Source organism: Streptomyces sp. PKA51, assembly GCF_057552455.1.
In genome coordinates, this window is the sequence record NZ_BAAJPZ010000003.1 from 194,153 (window position 1) to 215,221 (window position 21,069).

The following is a 21,069-nucleotide window of genomic DNA, read 5'->3' on the forward strand; positions in this document are numbered from 1 at the left end:
CGAAGAGAGCACATGCGCAAGAAGTCCGCCATAGCCGCCGGTCTCGCCGTCGCCGCCGCCCTCATGGCCCCCGTCCCCGCCACCGCCGCGCCCGCCCGCCACACGCCGCGCGCCACCTGCCCGCAGCTGGACGCGAACCTCCCCTGGGCCGGCGACAACCGCGCCCGGCTGCAGAAGATGATCGACGAGCGCGGCACCTGCTCCGGCAAGGGCGGCCCCCGCCCCGTCGCCGCCTTCGACTGGGACAACACCGTCGTCAAGAACGACATCACCGACGCCACGCTCGCCTGGGCGCTCCAGCACGACAAGATCCTGCGGCCGAAGCGCTGGACCGACACCAGCGCCTGGCTCACCCCCGCCGCCGACAAGGCGCTGACCAAGGCGTGCGGCACCGCCGTGCCCGCCGGCCGGCCGCTGCCGACCTCGAAGAACACCGCCTGCACGGACGAGATCTTCGAGATCCGGGAGAAGTCGCAGACCATGGCCGGCGAGCCGGCCTTCGCCGGCGAGTGGAACCACCGCCGCACCGTCCCCGCCTACGCCTGGATCCCGCAGCTCTTCGCCGGCCACACCCCGGCCGCCCTGACCTCCTTCGCCCGCTGGGCGCGCGCCGAGCAGCTCGCGGCCCCCGTCGGCGCCAAGCAGACGGTCGGCACCCACACCATCGCCGGCTACATCCGCTACTACGACCAGCAGAAGAACCTCATCGGCACGCTCAAGAAGGCCGGCTTCGACGTCTACATCGTCTCCGCCTCCTCCGAGCCCATCGCCGAGGCGTGGTCGAGCGGCGTCGGCCTGGACCGCAAGCACACCATCGGCATCCGCACCATCACCGAGCACGGCAGGCTCACCACCCGCATCAAGGGCTGCGGCGGCGTCGAGACCGGCCGCGGCGACGCCCTGCCGTACATGGACGGCAAGCGCTGCATGATCAACCAGGAGATCTTCAAGATCAAGGGCGCCGCCGCCTGGCAGCAGCAGGACGCCGACCACCGCATCGCGCTCGGCGCCGGCGACGCCGACACCGACGTGACGTTCGTGAACGACGCCACCGGCGCCCACGTGGCCATCAACCGCAACAAGTCCGAGCTGATGTGCCGCGCGTACGACGACGCCGACGGCCGCTGGGTCGCCAACCCCATGTTCATCGACCCGATGCCGCGCAAGTCCGGCACCTACCCCTGCTCCACGACCGGTGCCACGGCCGAGGACGGCACGCACGTGCCCGTACGGCGCGCCGACGGCAGCGTGATCCCCGACCAGGTGGACAAGGCGTTCTGACGTCTCATCGGTCCGACGCCCCATTGATGTGACATCCCGTCAGCCGGGGCCGGTGGACATCGGTACCACCGGCCCCGGCGCCCCCTTGCGTCACGGCGCCGGGCTCGGCGAAGCTCCGCTCATGACCGACACCATGCAGGCCGCACGACTCGACCTGAGAACCGGCACCTTCGCCGTCGAGGACGTCCCCGTGCCCGAGCCCGGCCCCGGCCAGGTCCGGATCGAGGTCAAGGCCGCCGGCATCTGCCTGTCCGACGTCCACCTCATCGACGGCAGCCTCACCCCGGTGCACGCCACGGCGGACAAGGTCACCCTCGGACACGAGACCGCCGGCGTCATCGACGCCCTCGGCCCCGACGTGCCCGGCCCCTGGACCGTGGGCCAACGCGTCCTGCTGCAGGCCGGCGAGCGCTGCGGCTCCTGCGCCGCCTGCGCCCGCTTCGAGCCCTGCCCCGCCGTCCGCACCCGCGGCGTCGACTACGACGGCGGCTGGGCCCACTACGCCCTCGCCTCCGCCCACACCCTCGTCGCCCTGCCCGACGACCTGCCCTTCGCCCAGGCCGCCGTCATCCCCGACGCCGTCTCCACCCCCTGGGCCGCCATCACCACCACCGGACAGGTGCGCCCCGGCCGCCCGGCCGGCGTCTGGGGCATCGGCGGGCTCGGCACCCACGCCGTCCAACTCCTGCGCCTCGCCGGCGCCGCACCCGTCGTCGCCGTCGACCCGCTGCCCTCCGCCCGCGACCGCGCCCTCGCCGCCGGCGCCGACCTCGCCCTCGACCCCGCCGACCCCGCCCTGCGCGACCACGTCCTGGCGGCCACCGCCGGCCGCGGCCTGGACCTCGCCCTCGACTTCGCCGGCGTCGCCGCCGTCCGCGACCAGGCCGTGCGCTGCCTGAACCACGGCGGCCGGCTCGTCCTCGTCGGCCTGGGCCGCGAACCGCTGACCGTTACCAACAGCATCGCCTTCAGCTACCGCGAACAACACGTCCTCGGCCACTACGGCTCCGCCCCCGGACACGTCGAGGAACTCGTCGCCCTCGCCCGCCTGCACCGGCTGGACCTGCGCGACTCCATCAGCGCCACCCTGCCGCTCGCCGAAGCGGCGCAGGGCGTGGAGCGGCTGCGGACGAAGACGGGCGACCCGGTACGCATCGTCCTGGTGCCGTAAGGCCCTCCAACACAAGGCCCTCCCACATAAGGCCCTACAAGAAGGTGTGGCCCTCGCCCCGGTACGTGGGCACCGTCCGCACCACCCGGTCGCCGTCCACCAGGTGCAGGGCGGCGAACCGCTCGCACAACTCGCCCGCCTTCGCGTGCCGGAACCACACCTTGTCACCGATCAGCAGGTCGTCGGCGGGCGCCCCCAGCAACGGGGTCTGCACCTCGCCCGCCCCCTCCCGCCCCACCAGCCGCAGTCCCTCGGGCAGGTACGGCACCGGCAACCGGTCCCGGCCCGCCGCCCCCGACGCCGGATAGCCCCCGCCCAGCACCGTCACCACGCCCACCCCGGGGCGGCGCACCACCGGCAGGGCGAACAGGGCGGCCGGGCGGCCGCGGAAGGAGGAGAAGTCGTCGAACAGCCGCGGCATATACAGGCCGGACCCCGCGGCGACCTCCGTCACCACGGCCTCCGCCGCCGTGTACTGCACGCTGCCCGTACCGCCACCGTTGACGAACTCCAGCTCCGCGACCTCCCGCACCGCCCGCACCGCCCGCGCCCGCAAGGACGCCAGCCGGTCACGCGCCACGGACTGCATCCACCGCACCGCCCGCGACCGCAGCGGATGCCCCGCCACCGCATCCCCCACGCCGGCCACGTGCGCCTCATAGGCCATCAGCCCCACCAGACGGAACCCCGGCCGGCGGGCCACCGCCCCCGCCAGCTCCGCCAGCCGCTCCGCACTCGCCACCGGCGACCGCAGCGCACCGACACGCACCCGCCCGCCCAGCAGCCGCAGCGAGGTGTCCAACTCCAGGCACACCCGCACCTCTTCGCCCCCCGTACGGGCCGCCTCCATCCACGCCAGCTGCGCCGGATCGTCCACCATCACCGTCACCGCACCCGCCAGCTTCGCATCGCCCGTCAGCTCCGCGAACCCGGCGCGATCGGCCGACGGATAGGCCACCAGCACGTCCTCCACCCCCGAACGCGCCAGCCACAGCGCCTCCGCGAGCGTGTAGGCCATCACCCCGGCGAACCCCTCGCGCGCCAGCACCCGCTCCAAGAGCGCCCGGCAGCGCACCGACTTGCTCGCCACCCGCACCGGCTTCCCACCGGCCCGGCGCACCAGATCGGCGGCATTCGCGTCGAACGCCCGCAGATCCACCACCGCGAGCGGAGCGTCCAGATGTGCGGTGGCCTTGTCGAGACGTGCTCGCTCGGACGACATGGCGCGCAGCCTGCCAGAGCGTGCCGAGCCTGGGTAGAGGCGGCGCCTCGGGTGAATGGCAGGCCCCGTACCGGGCACCGTAAAGTGGCGCGCACGCCGCGGCCTTGCCAGGCCGGGGCGCATGTCCGGCATAGGGCGGTTCCGTACTCATTTCAGGGGTTGCGACGAGCCGGCTGACGAGGGGAAGCGCAGGGTGAGCACCGAAGCGGAGCCGTCTGCCGTGCCGTCTGCCCCCGGGCTTCCCGTACGACCGGCACCGGCGGCGCCGGTGGCACCGTCCCCGGGGCGTCCCCTCGGTGCCGTTCAGGCGGTTGCCCCACCTTCGGCGCGCACGGCCGCACCCGAGGCGGTTCCCCACGCTGCGGCGCCGCCCGCCGCCATGGCCGCGCGGCCGGTGCACCCCGCAGGGATGCCCGCTGTCGCCGGAGTCGCGGTGCCGCCGCAGCCCACCGTCGCGCCCGCGGTGTACGGGCAGCCGCACCCCGCCCCCGCCCAGCCCCCCGCAGGGGAGCGGCGGCGCGGGGCTCTCGGGGTCGCCTTGTGCCTCGTCCTCGGACTGGGCCTCATCGCCGGGGCCGTCGCCGGGAGTTGCCTCGCCGCCGACGACGTGGGCGGCTCGGCCGAGGAGCAGGCGTACGCACGAGGCGCCACCGTCTGGCGCGACGTGCCCGTCGACCGGCTCTTCCCGCCCGCCGTGCACGCCGAGGCGGCCGGGCCCGGCGGCGCCCCGCGCGACTGGAACCGCGTGGGAGTCGCCCCCGACAGCGGCTGCGCCAAGGTCTTCGACCCCCTGCTCGCCAAGGCCCTCGCGCCCGTCGGCTGCAAACGGCTGCTGCGCGCGACCTACACCGACGCCACGTCGTCGACCGTCACCACGGTCGGCGTGCTGGTCACCGAGGCCGACGCGCCGGCCATGAACGCGCTGCGCGACCGCTTCGCCGGCGAGCACCTCGACCGGCGCGCGGACCTGATGCCCCGCCCGTACGCCGTACCGGGCACGCCGGCCGCCGGCTTCGCGGACGCCCAGCGGGCCAGCTGGCACATCAGCGTCCTGACGGACGTCCCGGCCGTCGTCTACGCCGTCTCCGGCTTCGCCGACGCCCGCACGGGCGTGGTCCCCCAGCCGGCGTCCGGGGCCGTCGAACCCGGTGCCACCGAGGTCCCCGCCCAGGCGGGCCTGGGACACGACGCACGCGCCCTGGCCGACGCGGCCGAACGCGCCTTCCGCGACGCGGCCCACGGACGCGAGCCGGAGAACCCGTGACCGCCCGCCGCCGCGCCCTCGCGGCCCTCGCCGGCACCCTCGCCGTGGCCGTACTGGCCGCACCCCCCGCGCGGGCCGACGCCATACGCACCCAGGAGTGGGCCCTGGACGCGCTGCGCGTGCAGGACGCGTGGCGCACCACCAAGGGCGCCGGCGTCACCGTGGCCGTCCTCGACACCGGCGTCGACGAGACCCACCCCGACCTGCGCGGCCGGGTACTGCCCGGCAAGGACCTGGTCGGCTTCGGCGCCGAACCCGGCGAGCGGGCCTGGGCCCGGCACGGCACGGCCATGGCCGGCATCATCGCCGGCCGCGGGCACGGCGACGCGGACGCCGACGGCGTCGTCGGAGTGGCGCCGCAGGCCAGGATCCTGCCGGTGCGCGTCATCCTGGAGGACGGCGACCCGGCCCGCTCACGGGCCCGCGGGGCCCGCGGCAGCGCCCTCGCCGACGGCATCCGCTGGGCCGCCGACCACGGCGCCGACGTCATCAACCTCTCCCTCGGCGACGACAGCGACACCGCCCACCCCGAGCCGCGCGAGGACGCCGCCGTGCAGTACGCCCTGCGCAAGGGCGCCGTGGTCGTCGCCTCGGCGGGCAACGGCGGCGAGAACGGCGACCACGTCTCCTACCCGGCGGCCTACCCCGGCGTGATCGCGGTGGCCGCCGTCGACCGCTACGGCAACCGCGCCCCCTTCTCCACCCGCCGCTGGTACGCCACCGTCAGCGCCCCCGGCGTCGACGTCGTGATCGCCGACCCGGACCGCCGCTACTACGAGGGATGGGGCACGAGCGCGGCGGCCGCGTTCGTCTCCGGCACGGTGGCCCTGCTCAAGGCGGCACGCCCCGGACTGACGGCGGCGCAGGTGCGGCGCGTCCTGACGGCGACGGCCAAGAACGCCCCCGACGGAGGCCGCAGCGACGACCTGGGGGCGGGCCTGATCGACCCGGCCGCCGCCCTGGCGCGCGCCCGCGCCCTGCCGGCGGATCCGCCCCCGCCGCCCGCACCCCGCTACTTCGCCGACGGCCCCCACGCCGGCGGCCCCGCGACCTCGGCGTTCCGCCTCACGGCGCCGGCACTCGCGGCCGGCACGGCGGGCGTGCTCCTGCTCTGCACGGCGGCCCTGCTCCGGCGCCGCCGCGCCTAGGGCCCGCCCGGCGGGTGCAGTGTCCCGTCAGGGGCGCGGGGAACTGCGCGCTCAGCCACCGGCGGCCCGCAGACGAGGTGCTACCCCGGGCCCCGGGCGCAGCACGGCAGCCACCTGCGGGTGCGTGGTGGCTTGTCGCGCAGTTCCCCGCGCCCCTGACGGGGCCGCCGTCGAGCAGCGGTTGCGCCCCGTAGGGGCGCGGGGCAGTGTTGATCTGCGGCTGCCGCCGCGTGGGCGCGCTCAGCCACTGCCGGCCCGCAGTCGAACGCGGCACGGCAGCCGCCTGCGGGTGCCCTGCTGGCTTGCCGCGCCCACGCGGCGGCGGTAGCCGCAAGCGCACCGGATACCCTCGGGGCGTGGCGCTCAAGAACATTCCCGATCCCGGTTTCTCCGACGACGACGGCTCCGCCGATCCCGCACTGGCCGCGGCGCTGGCCGCGTGGGGGGCCGAGCGGGGGGCGGGGGCCGAACGGCGGGTGCTGGGGGCGTTGCGCGGGGCGCGGCTGCTGGTGCCCGTGGTGGCGGTGCTCGGGGAGGTCGAGGAGGGCCCGGACGGGCTGAAGCGGGAGAAGACCAGCGACATGGCCGTGCCGACGCTGCAGGCGCCGGACGGCCGGCGGGCGCTGCCCGCGTTCACCTCGATGGAGACGCTCCGGCGGTGGCGCGCGGACGCGCGCCCCGTGGCGGTGCCGCTGCACCAGGCGCTGCAGGCCGCCGCGCACGAGAAGGCGGACACGATCGTCCTCGACCTGGCCGGCCCCGTCGCCTACCCGCTGACCGGCCCGGCGCTGCTGGCGCTGGCGGAGGGCCGGGAGAGTGCCGATCCGCTGGCGGATCCGGCCGTGACGGAGGCGCTGCGGGCGGTGCTGGCGGGGTGTCCGGGGGTGCTGCGTGCGTTCCTGGTGGCCTCGGCGGAGGCGGACGGCACGCTGGCCGTCGAGGCGGATCCGCAGGCCGCCGCCCAGGAGGTGCTGCGGGCGGTCGCCGAGGGGCTGGCGGGGGACGAGGTGCTGCGCGCCCGGCTCGTACGGGGCCTGGATCTGGCGCTGCTGCCGCCGGGGGCCGGTGCGGCCGGCGGGGCCGGGGAGGCGTTCTACCGCCGCTGACCGGCAAGGGCTCGGCAGGCGCCCGGAGGGGGATCGTCCGACAATGCGAGGTGGACGGTCCACGAGATCCTCGGGAGGACGCCATGGACGCCCTGAAGAACGTGAAACCGGCCTTTGAGCGCCTCGACCCGGTCACGACCCGTACGATCGGCGCCGAGTTCCTCGGTACGGCGCTGCTGGTCTTCTTCGCCGTCGGATCGGTGGTCCTCGCCGCCGACTACATCGGCGTGCTCGGTATCGCGCTGGCCTTCGGCTTCACTCTTCTGGCCCTCGCGTACGCCGTCGGCCCGGTCTCGGGCTGTCATCTCAATCCGTCCGTGACGCTGGGGATGCTGCTGCAGCGCCGGATCTCCCTGCACACGGCGATCGAGTACTGGATCGCGCAGCTGGTGGGCGGGATCGTGGGCGCGGCGGTGCTCTTCCTGCTGGCCAAGCAGGTGCCGGGGCTCAAGACGGACGGCGCCTTCGGCAGCAACGGCTACGGGGACCGCTCGGCGGTGCACCTGGGGGCCGGGGGCGCGTTCCTGGCGGAGGTCGTGATGACTTTCCTGTTCGTCTTCGTGTGGCTGTCGGTGACCCACCGGGTGGCCATGGTCGGCTTCGACGGGCTGGCCGTCGGCCTGGCGCTGGGCGTGGTGCACATCGTGGGCGTGCCGCTGACGGGCACCTCGGTGAACCTGGCCCGCAGCCTGGGGCCGGCGCTCTTCGCGGGTGGCGCGGCGCTCTCGCAGCTGTGGCTGTTCATCGTCGCCCCGCTGATCGGTGCCGCGCTGGCCGCGGGCGCGAACCGGGTGACGCACCCGCCGCACGGCCGGGCCAATGTGGCGGACGACGTCGCCGAGCCGGAGCCGCTGGCCGGCCCGGGCGAGGGGCGGCCGGACCGCCCGCACTTCGGCGGGCGGGCCAATGACGAGGGCGGCCCGGCGACCGGGTCCGGGGGCGACCGCGGTCAGGCGTAGACCGGGCCGGTGAACTTCTCGCCGGGGCCCTGGCCCGGCTCGTCCGGGACGACGGAGGCCTCGCGGAAGGCCAGCTGCAGCGACTTCAGGCCGTCGCGCAGCGGGGCCGCGTGGAAGTTGCTGACCTCGGTGGCGCTGGCGGTGACCAGCCCGGCGAGGGCGGTGATCAGCTTGCGGGCCTCGTCGAGGTCCTTGTGCTCCTCGCCCTCCTCGGCGAGTCCGAGGTTGACCGCCGCCGCGCTCATCAGGTGCACGGCGACCGTGGTGATCACCTCGACGGCGGGCACGTCCGCGATGTCGCGGGTCATGGCGTCGAAGTCGGGGGCCGTGTCCTGGGCCGGGGGCTCGTCGTGGTTGCCCGTGGGGCCGGTGGGCGTCGTGTCGCTCATGGGCGACACGATACGTCCCGTAGCCGTATCGGTTCGCCACTGGTTCGCATGCCCGCTCACCAGCTGATAGAGTTGTGCAACGACCGGCTGGACACGTGTGTGACCCACACGGGCCCGGCCCACAAGTGGAGCTCCGATCTCCCACCTCGCCGACCACGGGTCGGCAGGTCTTCCGGTCAGACGGCCGCCATCGTTCCGTACGGACGATGGAGCCGTCCGATGCGCCCCGCGGCATGCCGTGGCGGTGTTCCGGTTTCATGGAGCCCCGCCTGTGCCCGTCGGGGCATTTTTGTTGTGCCGGCGCGGTTGGTCTACGTAAAGACGTGACGTGGCTCCCGCGAGGGCGCCGCGTGGTGCTACCGAGGAGGCCCCATCAGCGCCGAGCCCCGCATCAACGACCGGATCCGCGTCCCCGAGGTGCGACTTGTCGGTCCCAGTGGCGAGCAGGTCGGCATCGTGCCGCTTGCCAAGGCACTGGAGCTTGCGCAGGAGTACGACCTCGACCTGGTCGAGGTGGCGGCGAACGCACGCCCGCCGGTCTGCAAGCTCATGGACTACGGGAAGTTCAAGTACGAGTCGGCCATGAAGGCCCGTGAGGCGCGCAAGAACCAGGCGCACACGGTCATCAAGGAGATGAAGCTCCGGCCGAAGATCGACCCGCACGACTATGACACCAAGAAGGGTCACGTCGTCCGGTTCCTCAAGCAGGGCGACAAGGTCAAGATCACGATCATGTTCCGTGGCCGTGAGCAGTCCCGCCCCGAGCTGGGCTACCGACTGCTGCAGCGCCTCGCGGAGGACGTCCAGGAGCTGGGTTTCGTCGAGTCGAACCCCAAGCAGGACGGCCGCAACATGATCATGGTTCTCGGTCCGCACAAGAAGAAGACCGAGGCGATGGCCGAGGCCCGCGAGGCGCAGGCCGCCCGCAAGGCGGAGCGCCAGGGCGGTTCCGCCGCCGAGGAGCCCGCAGACGCAGAGGCGTGATCCCGGGGCCGGTTTTCGGCCCCGGATCGCCCCGGGGCGGTAACGCTCCGGGAAGCAACCCGAACAAGATGACGCTCCAGTGCGCCCCCACCCGGGCCCGGGAGTGCCACCGACGAGGAGAGAACGGCGCTATGCCGAAGAACAAGACGCACAGCGGTGCCAAGAAGCGCTTCAAGGTCACCGGCTCCGGCAAGGTGCTGCGTGAGCGCGCTGGCAAGCGCCACCTGCTCGAGCACAAGTCGTCCCGCCTGACGCGTCGCCTCACCGGCAACGCCGAGATGGCCCCGGCCGACGCCGCGAAGATCAAGAAGCTTCTCGGCAAGTGACGTCCGGCGCCACGGCGCCTGAACGACACACCGGGACCCAATCGTTTCCGGGCCGTGTGAGAACGCACCACGGCCCCGCTACAAGGAGTTAATCAAGTGGCACGCGTCAAGCGCGCAGTCAACGCGCACAAGAAGCGCCGGGCGATCCTCGAGCAGGCCAGCGGCTACCGCGGTCAGCGCTCCCGCCTGTACCGCAAGGCCAAGGAGCAGGTCACCCACTCGCTGGTCTACAACTACAACGACCGCAAGAAGCGCAAGGGCGACTTCCGTCAGCTGTGGATCCAGCGCATCAACGCCGCTGCCCGCCAGAACGGCATGACGTACAACCGCCTCATCCAGGGTCTGAAGGCCGCCAACATCGAGATCGACCGCAAGATGCTGGCCGAGCTCGCTGTCAACGACATGAACGCGTTCGCCGCGCTCGTCGAGGTGGCCCAGAAGGCGCTGCCGGCCGACGTCAACGCCCCGAAGGCCGCCGCCTGATCCGGCGCCCGCGAGGCGTCCAGCGGACCCGCAGGCCCCCGCGGCCTGCGGGTCCGCTGGCGTTTGGCCCCTCCCCGGGCCCCCTCCCCGTACCCGTTCGTCCCAGTGAAGTGAGCCGCCGCCCATGGGCACCCCCGAGCTGATCTCCCCGCGCTCCCCCCGCGTCGTCGCCGCGCGCAAGCTGGCCAAGCGCAGTTCCCGGGTCAAGGAGCGCCGGTTCATCGCCGAGGGCCCGCAGGCGGTGCGCGAGGCCATCGCCCACACCAGCGGCGGCGAGCCGACCCTCGTCGAGCTCTTCGCCACCGTCGAGGCCGCCGAGCGCCACACCGAGATCGTCGAGGCCGCCCGCGCCGCCGGGGTGCGCTTCCACCTCGCCTGCGACGACGTGATCGCCGACCTGTCGCAGACCGTCACCCCCCAGGGCCTGGTCGGCGTCTGCCGCTTCCTGGACTCGCCCTTCGACGAGATCCTCGCCGCCCGCCCCCGCCTGGTGGCCGTCCTGGCCCATGTGCGCGACCCCGGCAACGCCGGCACCGTGCTGCGCTGCGCGGATGCCGCCGGCGCCGACGCCGTCGTGCTCACCGACGCCTCGGTCGACCTGTACAACCCCAAGTCGGTACGGGCCTCCGTCGGCTCCCTCTTCCACCTGCCGGTGGCCGTCGGCGTCCCCGTCGAGCAGGCCGTGCGCGGGCTGAAGGCCGCGGGCGTGCGCATCCTGGCCGCCGACGGCGCCGGCGACCGCGACCTGGACGCCGAGCTCGACCGCGGCGCCATGGGCGACGCCACCGCCTGGATCTTCGGCAACGAGGCCTGGGGCCTGCCCGAGGAGACCCGGGCGCTGGCCGACGCGGTGGTGCGGGTGCCGATCCACGGCAAGGCCGAGTCTCTGAACCTCGCCACCGCCGCCGCGGTGTGCCTGTACGCCTCCGCCCGTGCGCAGCGCGCGTCCGGAGGGTGCCGCTCCGTGACCTCCAGCTAGTAGGGTGGCGCTCCGGGGGCTCGGGAGGGGGTGCGGTATGAGGAACGTCAGGACTTCCGGGAGCGCGGTGGTCGGCACCTGTCCGACCGCCTCGTCCGGCGCTCACGGGTCCCTCACGCCTGCCGTCGTCAGCGCCGACGACCTGCCCGACGGGCTGGTCGTCGCCGACGCCGCCGGCCGCGTGACCTGCTTCAACGCCGCCGCCGCGCGGATCACCGCGGTGCGCGCCGCCGACGCGGTCGGCCGGCAGCTGGAGGCCGTGCTGCCCCTGGAGGACCTCGACGGCCGCCGCTGGTGGGCGCTGACCGACCCGTACGGGGGCCTGGCCACCCGCACCGGCCAGCCCGAGCGCAATCTGCTGCTGCCCGGCGGCCGGCAGGTGCTCGTCTCCGCCCGCTACGTGCGCGAGCACCCCGGCGGCCCCGTCGTCCGGCTCGTGGTCCAGCTGCGCGGCACCGAGGCACGCCGGCGCACCGAGCGCAGCCACGCCGAGCTGATCGCCACCGTCGCGCACGAGCTGCGCTCGCCCCTGACCTCCGTCAAGGGCTTCACGGCCACGCTGCTGGCGAAGTGGGAGCGCTTCACCGACGATCAGAAGCAGCTGATGCTGCAGACCGTCGACGCCGACGCCGACCGCGTCACCCGGCTCATCGCCGAGCTGCTCGACATCTCCCGCATCGACTCCGGGCGCCTGGAGGTGCGCCGGCAGCCCGTGGACATGGCCGCCGCCGTGCGCCGGCACGTCGAGGCCTACACCCGCGCCGGGCTGCGCCCCGACCGCTTCCGGATCGAGGTCACCGAGCCGCTGCCCGAGCTGTGGGCCGACCCCGACAAGGTCGACCAGGTCCTCGGCAACCTCCTGGAAAACGCCGTGCGCCACGGCGAGGGAGTCGTCACCATAGAGGTGTCACCAGCACAGCTGAAGGCCCGCGCCGCAGGGACGGCGGTCACCGTGAGCGACGAGGGCCCCGGCATTCCGGAGGAAGCCATGGCCCGCGTCTTCACCCGCTTCTGGCGCGGGTCCAAACGCGGCGGCACCGGCCTCGGGCTGTACATCGTCAAGGGCATCGTGGAGGCCCACGGCGGCACGATCACGGTGGGGCGGGCCGCCCGGGGCGGCGCCCAGTTCCGCTTCACGCTGCCCGTGGCCGCCCCGGCGTTCTTCACCCAGGCCTGAGCGGAGGCGCGGGCGGGGCCGCGAGCGACGGCCCGCGGGCCCGCCCCACCGCATGGGACCCTTAGACTCGACCTTTGGCACCTTTGGCACCACCTTTGGCCAAGGAAGGGCCGAGCCGCGCAGCGCAGCCAAGCTCCACGCCAGCTAATCGGAAGCACGGGAAGAGATGTCGGCACCCAATAAGTCGTACGACCCTGTCGAGGTCGAGGCACTGAAACCGGAAGAGATCGAGCGCATGCGGGACGAGGCGCTCGCCGCCTTCGCCGCGGCCGCCGACCTCGAAGCCCTCAAGGAGGCCAAGGCCGCCCACATGGGCGACCGGTCCCCGCTCGCCCTCGCCAACCGCGAGATCGGCGCCCTGCCCCCGCAGGCCAAGGCCGACGCCGGCAAGCGCGTGGGCATGGCCCGCGGTGCCGTCACCAAGGCCCTCGCCGCCCGGCAGGCGGAGCTGGAGGCGGAGCGCGACGCGCGCGTCCTGGTCGAGGAGGCGGTGGACGTCACCCTGCCGTACGACCGCCTGCCCACCGGCGCCCGGCACCCGATCACCACGCTCTGCGAGCGCATCGAGGACATCTTCGTGGCCATGGGCTACGAGGTCGCCGAGGGCCCCGAGGTCGAGGCGGAGTGGTTCAACTTCGACGCCCTGAACTTCGAGCCGGACCACCCGGCCCGCGCCATGCAGGACACCTTCTTCGTCCAGGGCAAGGACGCTCGTGCCGATAGCGGCTCCGCCGCGGGGGCGGAATCCGGCGTGGTCATGCGCACCCACACCTCCCCGGTGCAGGTCCGCTCCATGCTCGACCGCGAGCCGCCCGTGTACGTGGTGTGCCCGGGCCGCGTCTACCGCACCGACGAGCTGGACGCCACCCACACCCCCGTCTTCACCCAGGTCGAGCTCCTCGCCATCGACGAGGGCCTGACCATGGCCGACCTCAAGGGCACCATCGAGCACATGGTGCGCTCGCTGTTCGGCGAGGGGCTGACCACGCGGCTGCGCCCGAACTACTTCCCCTTCACCGAGCCGTCGGCCGAGCTCGACATGCAGTGCTACGTCTGCCGCGGCGAGTCGGTGGGCAACCCCGGGCGCCCCTGCCGCACCTGCTCCAGCGAGGGCTGGATCGAGCTGGGCGGCTGCGGCATGGTCAACCCGCGCGTGCTCATCGCCGCGGGCATCGACCCGGAGAAGTACAGCGGCTTCGCCTTCGGGTTCGGCATCGAGCGGATGCTGATGTTCCGCCACAACGTCGAGGACATGCGAGACATGGTCGAGGGTGACGTGCGCTTCACCCGGCCGTTCGGGATGGAGATCTGATGCGCGCCCCGCTTTCCTGGCTGCGGGAATACGTCGACCTGCCGGCGGGCGAGACCGGCCGCGACGTGCAGGCCAAGCTCATCGCCGCCGGCCTGGAGGTCGAGCGCGTCGAGCAGCTCGGCTCCGACATCACCGGCCCCCTCGTCGTCGGCAAGGTCGCCACCATCGAGGAGCTGGAGGGCTTCCGCAAGCCCATCCGCTTCTGCACCGTCGACGTCGGGCAGGCCAACGGCACCGGCGAGCCGCAGGAGATCGTCTGCGGCGCCCGCAACTTCACCGTCGGCGACAAGGTCGTCGTGGCGCTGCCCGGCGCCGTGCTGCCCGGTGACTTCGCCATCGCCGAGCGCAAGACCTACGGCAAGGTCTCGCGCGGCATGATCTGCTCCGGCGACGAGCTGGGCATGGGCGACGACGGCACCCACGGCATCATCGTGCTCTCCCCGGAGCACGAGGTCGGCACCGACGCCATCGAGCTGCTGCAGCTCGTCGACGAGGTCCTCGACATCGCCGTCACCCCCGACCGCGGCTACTGCCTGTCCCTGCGCGGCATCGCCCGCGAGGCCGCCACCGCCTACGGCCTGCCGCTGCGCGACCCGGCCCTGCTGGACGTGCCCGCGCCCAACAGCTACGGCCACCCGGTCACCGTCGCCGACCCCTCCGGCTGCGACCGCTTCACCGCCCGCACGGTCACCGGCATCGACCCCGAGGCCCGCTCCCCGATCTGGCTGCAGCGCCGCCTGCAGAAGGCCGGCATGCGCCCGGTCTCCCTCGCCGTCGACATCACCAACTACGTGATGCTCGAACTGGGCCAGCCGCTGCACGCCTACGACCGCTCCCGCCTGGACGGGGCGATCGGCGTGCGCCGCGCCGAGGCCGGCGAGAAGCTCACCACCCTCGACGGCACCAAGCGCGTGCTGGACGCCGAGGACCTGGTCATCACCGACCAGCGCGGCCCCATCGGCCTCGCCGGCATCATGGGCGGCGCCGACACCGAGATCGCCGACCACGGCGCGACCCAGGGCTCCACCGAGGTCGTCATCGAGGCCGCGCACTTCGACCCGGTCGCCATCGCCCGGGCCGCCCGCCGGCACAAGCTCTCCACCGAGGCATCCCGCCGCTTCGAGCGCGGCGTCGACCCGCAGGCGACCTCCGCGGCCGCCCAGCGCGCCGTCGACCTGCTGGTGCTGCTCGCCGGCGGCACCGCCGAGGCCGGCGTCACCGAGGTCGTCGCGCCCAGCGGCCCCCGTACGATCCCGATGCGCGCCGACCACCCCGACCGCGTCGCCGGCGTCGAGTACGGCCGCGAGACCGTGGTGCGCCGCCTGCAGGAGGTCGGCTGCGACGTCTACGGGCAGGACGAGCTGATCGTCACCGTGCCCAGCTGGCGCCCGGACCTCACCGACCCCAACGACCTCGCCGAGGAGGTCATCCGGCTGGAGGGCTACGCCGCCCTGCCGGCCACCCTGCCCAAGCCCCCTGCGGGCCGCGGCCTGACCCACCGCCAGCGGCTGCACCGCCGCACCGGCCGGGCGCTGGCCGGCGCGGGCTACACCGAGGTGCTCAACTACCCCTTCATCGGGGACTGGGCCCTGGACCACCTGGGCCTGGAGGCCGACGACGCGCGCCGGTCCACCGTGCGCCTGGCCAACCCGCTCTCCGAGGCCGAGCCGGCGCTGCGCACCACGCTGCTGCCGGGGCTGTTCGCCGCCCTGCGCCGCAACGACAGCCGCGGCGAGCACGACCTCGCGCTCTTCGAGACCGGCCTGGTCTTCCTGCCCACCGGCGAGGAGGGCGCCGCCGTCCGGCTGCCCGTCGACCGCCGGCCCACCGACGAGGAGGTCGCGGGGCTGAACGCCGCGCTGCCCCGGCAGCCGCGCCACGCGGCCGTCGTCCTCGCCGGCGCCGGTGAGCGCGACGGCTGGTGGGGCAAGGGCCGCCCGGCCACCTGGGCGGAGGCGATCGAGGCCGCCCGCATCGTCGCCCGCGAGGCCGGTGTCGAGCTGATCGTCCGCCAGGACCAGCAGGCGCCGTTCCACCCGGGCCGCTGCGCCGCGCTGTTCGTCGCCACCGGCGGCGAGGAGGTGCGCGTCGGCGGCGCCGGCGAGCTGCACCCGCGCGTCGTGAAGGCCTTCGGCCTGCCGGAGCGCACCTGCGCGATGGAGATCGACCTGGATGTGCTGGAGCGCGCCGGCACCGGTGCGGTGCAGGCGCCGAAGGTGTCGGCCTTCCCCGTCGCCACCCAGGACGTCGCGCTCGTCGTCGACGCGTCCGTCGCCGCCCGGGACGTCGAGGCCGCCCTGCGGGCCGGCGCCGGCGAGCTGCTGGAGTCGCTGCGCCTGTTCGACGTCTTCACCGGCGCCCAGCTCGGCGCCGGCAAGAAGTCGCTGGCCTACGCGCTGCGCTTCCGCGCCGCGGACCGCACGCTGACCGCCGACGAGGCCAGCGCGGCCCGTGAGGCGGCCGTGCAGGCCGCGGTCGAGCGCACCGGCGCGGTGCTGCGCGGCGCGTAACCGCCGCACCCACCGCCCGAGGGGCGCCCCGGATTCCCGGGGCGCCCCTCGGCGTCTCACACCCCATCAGCGAGGCAGCGACAGGGCATCACTCAATGGGGTGGAATCGCTCCCTCAGGTCGTTACTTCCTCCCGCCCCCTCCGCAAGAATCGGGCGCGTCATTGCTGCTTTGGGGGGCCGCCGGCATGATCCGTACGGGAGCACATCGCTGCTGGCGGGGCCTGGTGTTCGCCCTGCCCGGCCTGTGGGTGCTCGGCGTCGTCGCCTGGGAGCTCGCCAGCCCCCTCGGGGCCCGCTTCCTCCAGCTCCTCGCCGCAGCCCCCGCCATCGCCTGCGCCGGCACCGGCCGCCGGCAGTGCGTCGTCCTCGGCGGCGGCTGCGCCCTGTTCGCCCTCGTGCCGCTCGGCCCCACCGGCCGGGCCGACGGCGGCAGCCGGCTCGGCACCTGCTGCGCCATCCTCGCCGTCATCGCCGCCAGCTACCTCACCACCGGCCGCAGCCGCCGCCTGGCCCAGGAGCTGGAGCGCGTCCGCGAGGTCGCCGCCACCGCCCAGCACGCCCTGCTGCGCCCGCTGCCGCCTCACCTGGAGGGCATCGCCCTGGCCGGCGGCCACCTCTCCGCCAGCCGCGGTGCCCTGATGGGCGGCGACCTGTACGAGGTGCAGGCCACCGCCCACGGGCTGCGGGTGGTGATGGGCGACGTCCGCGGGCACGGCCTGCCCGCCCTGGCCACCGTGGCCGCGCTGCTCGGCAGCTTCCGCGAGGCCGCCCACGACGAGAGCTCCCTGCGCGGGGTGCTGCGCCGCCTGGAGCGCGCCCTGCACCGTCACCTGCGCGACCGGGCCCGTACGGAGCAGGCCGCCGCCGACGCGCACCCGGCCGAGGACTTCGTCACCGTCCTGCTGCTGGAGGTCCGCGAGGACGGCGGGCTCGCGCTGCTCAACTGCGGCCACCCCTGGCCGTACCGGCTGACCCCCGCCCCGCCCCGGGCGGTCGCCCTCGCCCCCGGCGACCCGCTGCCCCCGCTGGGCATGTTCCCGCTGCCCGCCGAGCCGCCGGTGCACGCCGCCGAGCGGTTGCTGCCGGGCGAGGTGCTGGTGCTGCACACCGACGGCGCCGAGGACGCCCGCGACGCCACCGGCGCCTTCTTCCCGCTGCCCGACGCGCTCGCCGAGGCCGCCCGGGGCACGCCGGCCGCCCCGGCCGCGGTCGTCGACCACGTCCAGGGCGCCCTGCTGCGGCACACCGGCGGCCTGCTCGCCGACGACTTCGCCCTGCTGGCCCTGCGCAACGACCGCGAGCCCGTGCCCGCGTACGAGCCCGTGCCGCTCGGCCACGAGCCGCCGGCCCGGCCCTGCCTGCGCGGCTGAGCCGCGGGCCCGCACGGGCCCCTGGCCTGTTCACACCCCGTGCGAACCGATCAGCACTACGCTGATCCCATCGAGCGCACCGGAGGGCAAGCATGGAGCCCAACACACTCCTCGACGCCGTCCTCGACGAGGCGGGAATCTCCCACGCCGGCCTGGCCGCCCACATCAACGCGGCCGGCCGGGCCCGGGGCCTGGCGTTGCGGTACGAGCACACGGCGGTGGCCCGCTGGCTCAAGGGACAGCGGCCCCGCGGCCAGGTGCCCGACCTGATCTGCGAGGTGCTCTCCGAGCGGGTGCACCGCCCCCTGACGCTCGACGACATAGGGCTGGGCACCCCCGGCACCCCGCGCCCCTCCGGCACCCCGCTCTCCGGCTTCGTCGACCGCGCCACCGCCCTGTGGCGCTCCGACGAGCAGCAGCGCGAACACGTCGTCCGGGCCCGGGCCGTGACCGGCACCCCCGCCGTCATCCCCGTGTGGGAGTGGGAGAACCCGCCCGAGGACGCCGACGTCTCGCGCCGCGGACCGACCCGCGTCTCCATGGAGGACATCGAGATGCTCCGGGCGGCCCGCACCCACTACGAGCAGATGTACCGCAAGGCCGGTGGCGTCGCGACCCGTTCGCGCGTCGTCGGCTTCCTCAACGCCGAGGCGGCGCCCCTGCTGCGCGGCAGCTACTCCGACCCGATGGGCCGTCAGCTGCACCGGGCCACCGGCGGGCTGGTGGCCGTCGCCGGCATCTGCGCCTACGACTCCGATGCGCACGGCCTGGCCCAGCGCTACTTCCACCAGGCCCTGCGGCTGGCCAAGGCCAGCGGCGACCGGGGCCTGGGGGCCTATGTGATCGCGCTGCTGGTCAACCAGTCGCTGTTCATGGGGGAGTACCGGCAGGCGGTCGCCTTCGCCGAGTCGGCGGTGCGCGCCGCCGGCTCCTGTCTGACCCCGGCGCTGGCCGCCGACCTCTTCGCCATGCAGGCCAAGGCCTACGCCCGGCTCGGCGACGGCGCCGGCGCGCTGGCCTGCATCCGGCGGGCCGAGACGGCCGCCGAGCGCATCCACCGCGGCCGGGAACCCGCCGAGACCGGCTACGTCCAGCCCGGCCTGGTGAACGTACAGGTCGCCGAGGCCCTGCTGAGCCTCGGCGACCTCGGGCCCGCCCGTGAGCACGCGGACCGGGCCGTCGACACCCCCGCCCACGACCGGGGCCGTGTCCACCGGCTCGCCATGCTCACGCACATCGAGCTGCGTCAGGGAGACGCGGACAAGGCGGTGGCCACCGCACGGGAGATGACCGAGCAGGCGAGAGGCATGGAATCGCAGCGCTTACGGGACCGGCTCCGTGCGGTGCGCGAGCACCTGGTCGAAAGCGGGTGCGCTGCCACGGCCGAGGCCGCCGAACTGATCGACGGAGCGTTGCGCGTGCCGTTGTGAGAGGTGCTGTTCGAGACAGCGCCCGGACGGTGGCCACCTCGGCGGAAGGTGGCACACACGTGCGTTGGAAGAATCTCAAGGAGCTGACCGTCTACGAGAACCGCTGGTTCCAGGTCAATCTCGCCGACGTCGAGCTCCCCGACGGCCGCCATCTCGACCACTTCCTCATCCGGCTGCGGCCCGTCGCCGTGGCCACCGTGGTCAACGCGGCCAACGAGGTCCTGCTGCTGTGGCGGCACCGGTTCATCACCGACAACTGGGGCTGGGAGCTCGCGGCCGGCGTGGTCGAGGACGGCGAGGACGTCGCGTGCGCCGCGGCCCGGGAGATGGAGGAGGAGACCGGCTGGCGGCCGGGGCCGCTCAGGCACCTCATGTCCGTGGAGCCGTCGAACGGGCTCACCGATGCCCGGCACCACATCTACTGGGCCGACGAGGCGGAGTACATCGGTGACCCGGAGGACGGCTTCGAGTCGGACCGCCGCGAGTGGGTGCCGCTGAAACTGGTGCCGGACCTGATCGCTCGTGGCGAGGTGCCCGCCGCCAACATGGCGGCGGCACTGTTGCTGCTGCACCACATCCGGCTGGGCTGATCCATCGCCCGCGGGCCGTCCGTGGCCGAATCGCGCAGTTCCCCGCGGCCCTTGTGGCTACCGCCCGACGGCGGCCTGCCAGACGGCCAGGGCCAGCGCGGCGACGCCCGTCAGCGCCGCCAGCGACGGCAGGGGCCACCGGGCATGCTCCAGGGCGCGGACGCGCTCCGTCACGTCGGTGAGGTCACGTTCCGCCTGTTCGCTGCGCTGTGTGAGGAGAGCCAGATGGCCGTCGATGCGCATGACGCCGACATCGAGGCTGCGGCGGAGCTCCGCGAGCTCTGCCGACCTGGCGGCGTGCCCGGGATCGATGGTCACGGTGCGTACCCCTTCCGAAGAGTCCGTGCGTGGTGCCGATGAGGCGAGTCAACCGCGCGGAGCGACGGAACGGGAGCGTGTGCGGGTGGAATGTGCGGGTCACCGGTGCACACCCCGTGTGAAGGCGGGGGTGCGCCGGTGACCCGGTGTGTCCGGCGCGGACGGCTCAGTAGGTGTAGAAGCCGGAACCGGTCTTGCGGCCGAGGCGGCCGGCGTCGACCATGCGCTGCAGCAGCGGGGGAGCGGCGTACAGCGGCTCCTTGTACTCCGTGTACATGCTGTCGGCCACCGAGGCGACCGTGTCGAGGCCGATGAGGTCGGCCAGCTTGAGCGGGCCCATGGGGTGGGCGCAGCCCAGCTCCATGCCGTTGTCGATGTCCTCGCGGCTGGCCATGCCCGACTCGAACATCCGGATCGCGGACAGCAGGTAGGGGATGAGCAGGGCGTTGACGACGAAGCCCGAGCGGTCCTGGGCGCGGATGGCGTGCTTGCCCAGCACCTTGCCGACCAGGGCCTCGGCGCGCCGCAGGGTCTCCTCGCCGGTGGTCAGGGCGGGGATCAGCTCGACGAGCTGCTGCACGGGGGCGGGGTTGAAGAAGTGGATGCCGAGCACCTGGTCGGGGCGGGAGGTGGCCACGGCCAGCTTGACGAGCGGGATGGAGGAGGTGTTCGAGGCCAGGATGGCGTCCGGCCGGGTGACCACCTGGTCGAGGACCTGGAAGATCTCCGTCTTGACCTGCTCGTTCTCCACGACGGCCTCGATGACGAGGTCGCGGTCGGCGAATTCGCCGAGGTCGGTGGTGAAGCTCAGGCGGCCCAGGGCGGCGTCGCGCTCCTCCTCGGTGATCTTGCCGCGTTCGGCGGCCCGGCTCAGGGAGGTGGTCAGGCGGGTCCGGCCCAGCTCCAGCGCCTCGCCGGTGGTCTCCGCGACCTTGACCTCCAGCCCGGCGCGGGCGCACACCTCCGCGATGCCCGCGCCCATCTGGCCGCAGCCCACCACTCCGACGCGTTCGATGTCGGTCACCACATCGTGCCTTTCGCTGATCTTG

20 protein-coding genes are annotated in these 21,069 nt (G+C 74.1%); 16 read left to right on the plus strand and 4 right to left on the minus strand.

Translation table 11 applies throughout. From position 1 onward, the window contains the following. Positions 1-12 precede the first annotated feature (12 nt). Entirely contained in the window at positions 13-1,281 is a 1,269-nt protein-coding gene (locus tag AC27L3_RS05935; protein ID WP_487232960.1) for an HAD family hydrolase, read from the plus strand. Between the two features lie 121 nt (positions 1,282-1,402). Further along, entirely contained in the window at positions 1,403-2,452 is a 1,050-nt protein-coding gene (locus tag AC27L3_RS05940; RefSeq protein WP_487232961.1) for a zinc-binding dehydrogenase, read from the plus strand. A gap of 34 nt (positions 2,453-2,486) precedes the next feature. Here AC27L3_RS05940 and AC27L3_RS05945 read toward each other — a convergent pair whose 3' ends face one another. Further along, positions 2,487-3,674 carry an alanine racemase gene (locus tag AC27L3_RS05945; RefSeq protein WP_487232962.1) on the minus strand — a complete coding sequence of 396 codons (1,188 nt, stop codon included), beginning with the start codon at positions 3,672-3,674 and terminating at the stop codon, positions 2,487-2,489. Between the two features lie 409 nt (positions 3,675-4,083). On the opposite strand from AC27L3_RS05945, the gene AC27L3_RS05950 reads away from it, so the two are divergent. The 4 genes from AC27L3_RS05950 (at position 4,084) to AC27L3_RS05965 (ending at position 8,151) form a co-directional block, all read left to right on the plus strand. Further along, positions 4,084-4,938 (plus strand): hypothetical protein, encoded by an 855-nt coding sequence (locus AC27L3_RS05950; RefSeq protein ID WP_487232963.1) that lies wholly within the window; start codon positions 4,084-4,086, stop codon positions 4,936-4,938. Beyond that, entirely contained in the window at positions 4,935-6,086 is a 1,152-nt protein-coding gene (gene mycP / locus AC27L3_RS05955; protein WP_487232964.1) for a type VII secretion-associated serine protease mycosin, read from the plus strand. The genes AC27L3_RS05950 and mycP overlap by 4 nt, the downstream gene beginning before the upstream one ends. A 356-nt stretch (positions 6,087-6,442) precedes the next feature. Beyond that, positions 6,443-7,192: an SseB family protein gene (locus AC27L3_RS05960; protein ID WP_487232965.1), complete on the plus strand. Its 750-nt coding sequence runs from the start codon at positions 6,443-6,445 to the stop codon at positions 7,190-7,192. 83 nt (positions 7,193-7,275) lie between these two features. Continuing rightward, positions 7,276-8,151 (plus strand): aquaporin, encoded by an 876-nt coding sequence (locus tag AC27L3_RS05965; protein WP_487232966.1) that lies wholly within the window; start codon positions 7,276-7,278, stop codon positions 8,149-8,151. On the opposite strand, the gene AC27L3_RS05970 is transcribed toward AC27L3_RS05965, so the two are convergent. Next, positions 8,142-8,540 carry a DUF1844 domain-containing protein gene (locus AC27L3_RS05970; protein ID WP_487232967.1) on the minus strand — a complete coding sequence of 133 codons (399 nt, stop codon included), beginning with the start codon at positions 8,538-8,540 and terminating at the stop codon, positions 8,142-8,144. The genes AC27L3_RS05965 and AC27L3_RS05970 overlap by 10 nt on opposite strands. Positions 8,541-8,912: 372 nt before the next feature. Here AC27L3_RS05970 and infC point away from each other — a divergent pair, with 372 nt between their 5' ends. From infC to AC27L3_RS06020, 10 genes are all read left to right on the plus strand, one after another. Then, positions 8,913-9,524: a translation initiation factor IF-3 gene (infC, locus tag AC27L3_RS05975; protein ID WP_344434286.1), complete on the plus strand. Its 612-nt coding sequence runs from the start codon at positions 8,913-8,915 to the stop codon at positions 9,522-9,524. A gap of 131 nt (positions 9,525-9,655) precedes the next feature. Continuing rightward, positions 9,656-9,850, plus strand: coding sequence for a 50S ribosomal protein L35 (gene rpmI, locus AC27L3_RS05980; RefSeq protein ID WP_099202169.1), 195 nt, complete (start codon positions 9,656-9,658; stop codon positions 9,848-9,850). A gap of 96 nt (positions 9,851-9,946) precedes the next feature. After that, a complete protein-coding gene (rplT, locus tag AC27L3_RS05985; protein ID WP_344434214.1) occupies positions 9,947-10,333 on the plus strand; it encodes a 50S ribosomal protein L20 in 387 nt (128 codons plus the stop codon). Positions 10,334-10,457: 124 nt separating this feature from the next. Continuing rightward, positions 10,458-11,312 (plus strand): TrmH family RNA methyltransferase, encoded by an 855-nt coding sequence (locus tag AC27L3_RS05990; RefSeq protein ID WP_344434213.1) that lies wholly within the window; start codon positions 10,458-10,460, stop codon positions 11,310-11,312. 37 nt (positions 11,313-11,349) lie between these two features. Next, the gene (locus AC27L3_RS05995) at positions 11,350-12,489 is read left to right on the plus strand and encodes a sensor histidine kinase (protein ID WP_487232968.1); all 1,140 of its coding nucleotides are present in this window, start codon (positions 11,350-11,352) and stop codon (positions 12,487-12,489) included. A gap of 166 nt (positions 12,490-12,655) precedes the next feature. Continuing rightward, complete coding sequence (pheS, locus tag AC27L3_RS06000; protein ID WP_487232969.1) at positions 12,656-13,801, plus strand: phenylalanine--tRNA ligase subunit alpha; 1,146 nt, start codon at positions 12,656-12,658, stop codon at positions 13,799-13,801. After that, positions 13,801-16,311: a phenylalanine--tRNA ligase subunit beta gene (gene pheT / locus AC27L3_RS06005; RefSeq protein ID WP_487232970.1), complete on the plus strand. Its 2,511-nt coding sequence runs from the start codon at positions 13,801-13,803 to the stop codon at positions 16,309-16,311. The genes pheS and pheT overlap by 1 nt, the downstream gene beginning before the upstream one ends. 186 nt (positions 16,312-16,497) lie before the next feature. Beyond that, positions 16,498-17,682, plus strand: coding sequence for a PP2C family protein-serine/threonine phosphatase (locus AC27L3_RS06010; protein ID WP_487232971.1), 1,185 nt, complete (start codon positions 16,498-16,500; stop codon positions 17,680-17,682). A 92-nt stretch (positions 17,683-17,774) separates the two neighbouring features. Beyond that, positions 17,775-19,112, plus strand: a complete 1,338-nt coding sequence (locus tag AC27L3_RS06015; RefSeq protein WP_487232972.1) for a tetratricopeptide repeat protein — start codon at positions 17,775-17,777, stop codon at positions 19,110-19,112. Between the two features lie 59 nt (positions 19,113-19,171). Next, complete coding sequence (locus AC27L3_RS06020) at positions 19,172-19,702, plus strand: NUDIX hydrolase (protein WP_487232973.1); 531 nt, start codon at positions 19,172-19,174, stop codon at positions 19,700-19,702. A gap of 57 nt (positions 19,703-19,759) precedes the next feature. Here AC27L3_RS06020 and AC27L3_RS06025 read toward each other — a convergent pair whose 3' ends face one another. Next, complete coding sequence (locus AC27L3_RS06025; protein WP_487232974.1) at positions 19,760-20,020, minus strand: hypothetical protein; 261 nt, start codon at positions 20,018-20,020, stop codon at positions 19,760-19,762. A gap of 166 nt (positions 20,021-20,186) precedes the next feature. Then, positions 20,187-21,044, minus strand: coding sequence for a 3-hydroxybutyryl-CoA dehydrogenase (locus AC27L3_RS06030; protein ID WP_487232975.1), 858 nt, complete (start codon positions 21,042-21,044; stop codon positions 20,187-20,189). Positions 21,045-21,069: the final 25 nt, after the last annotated feature.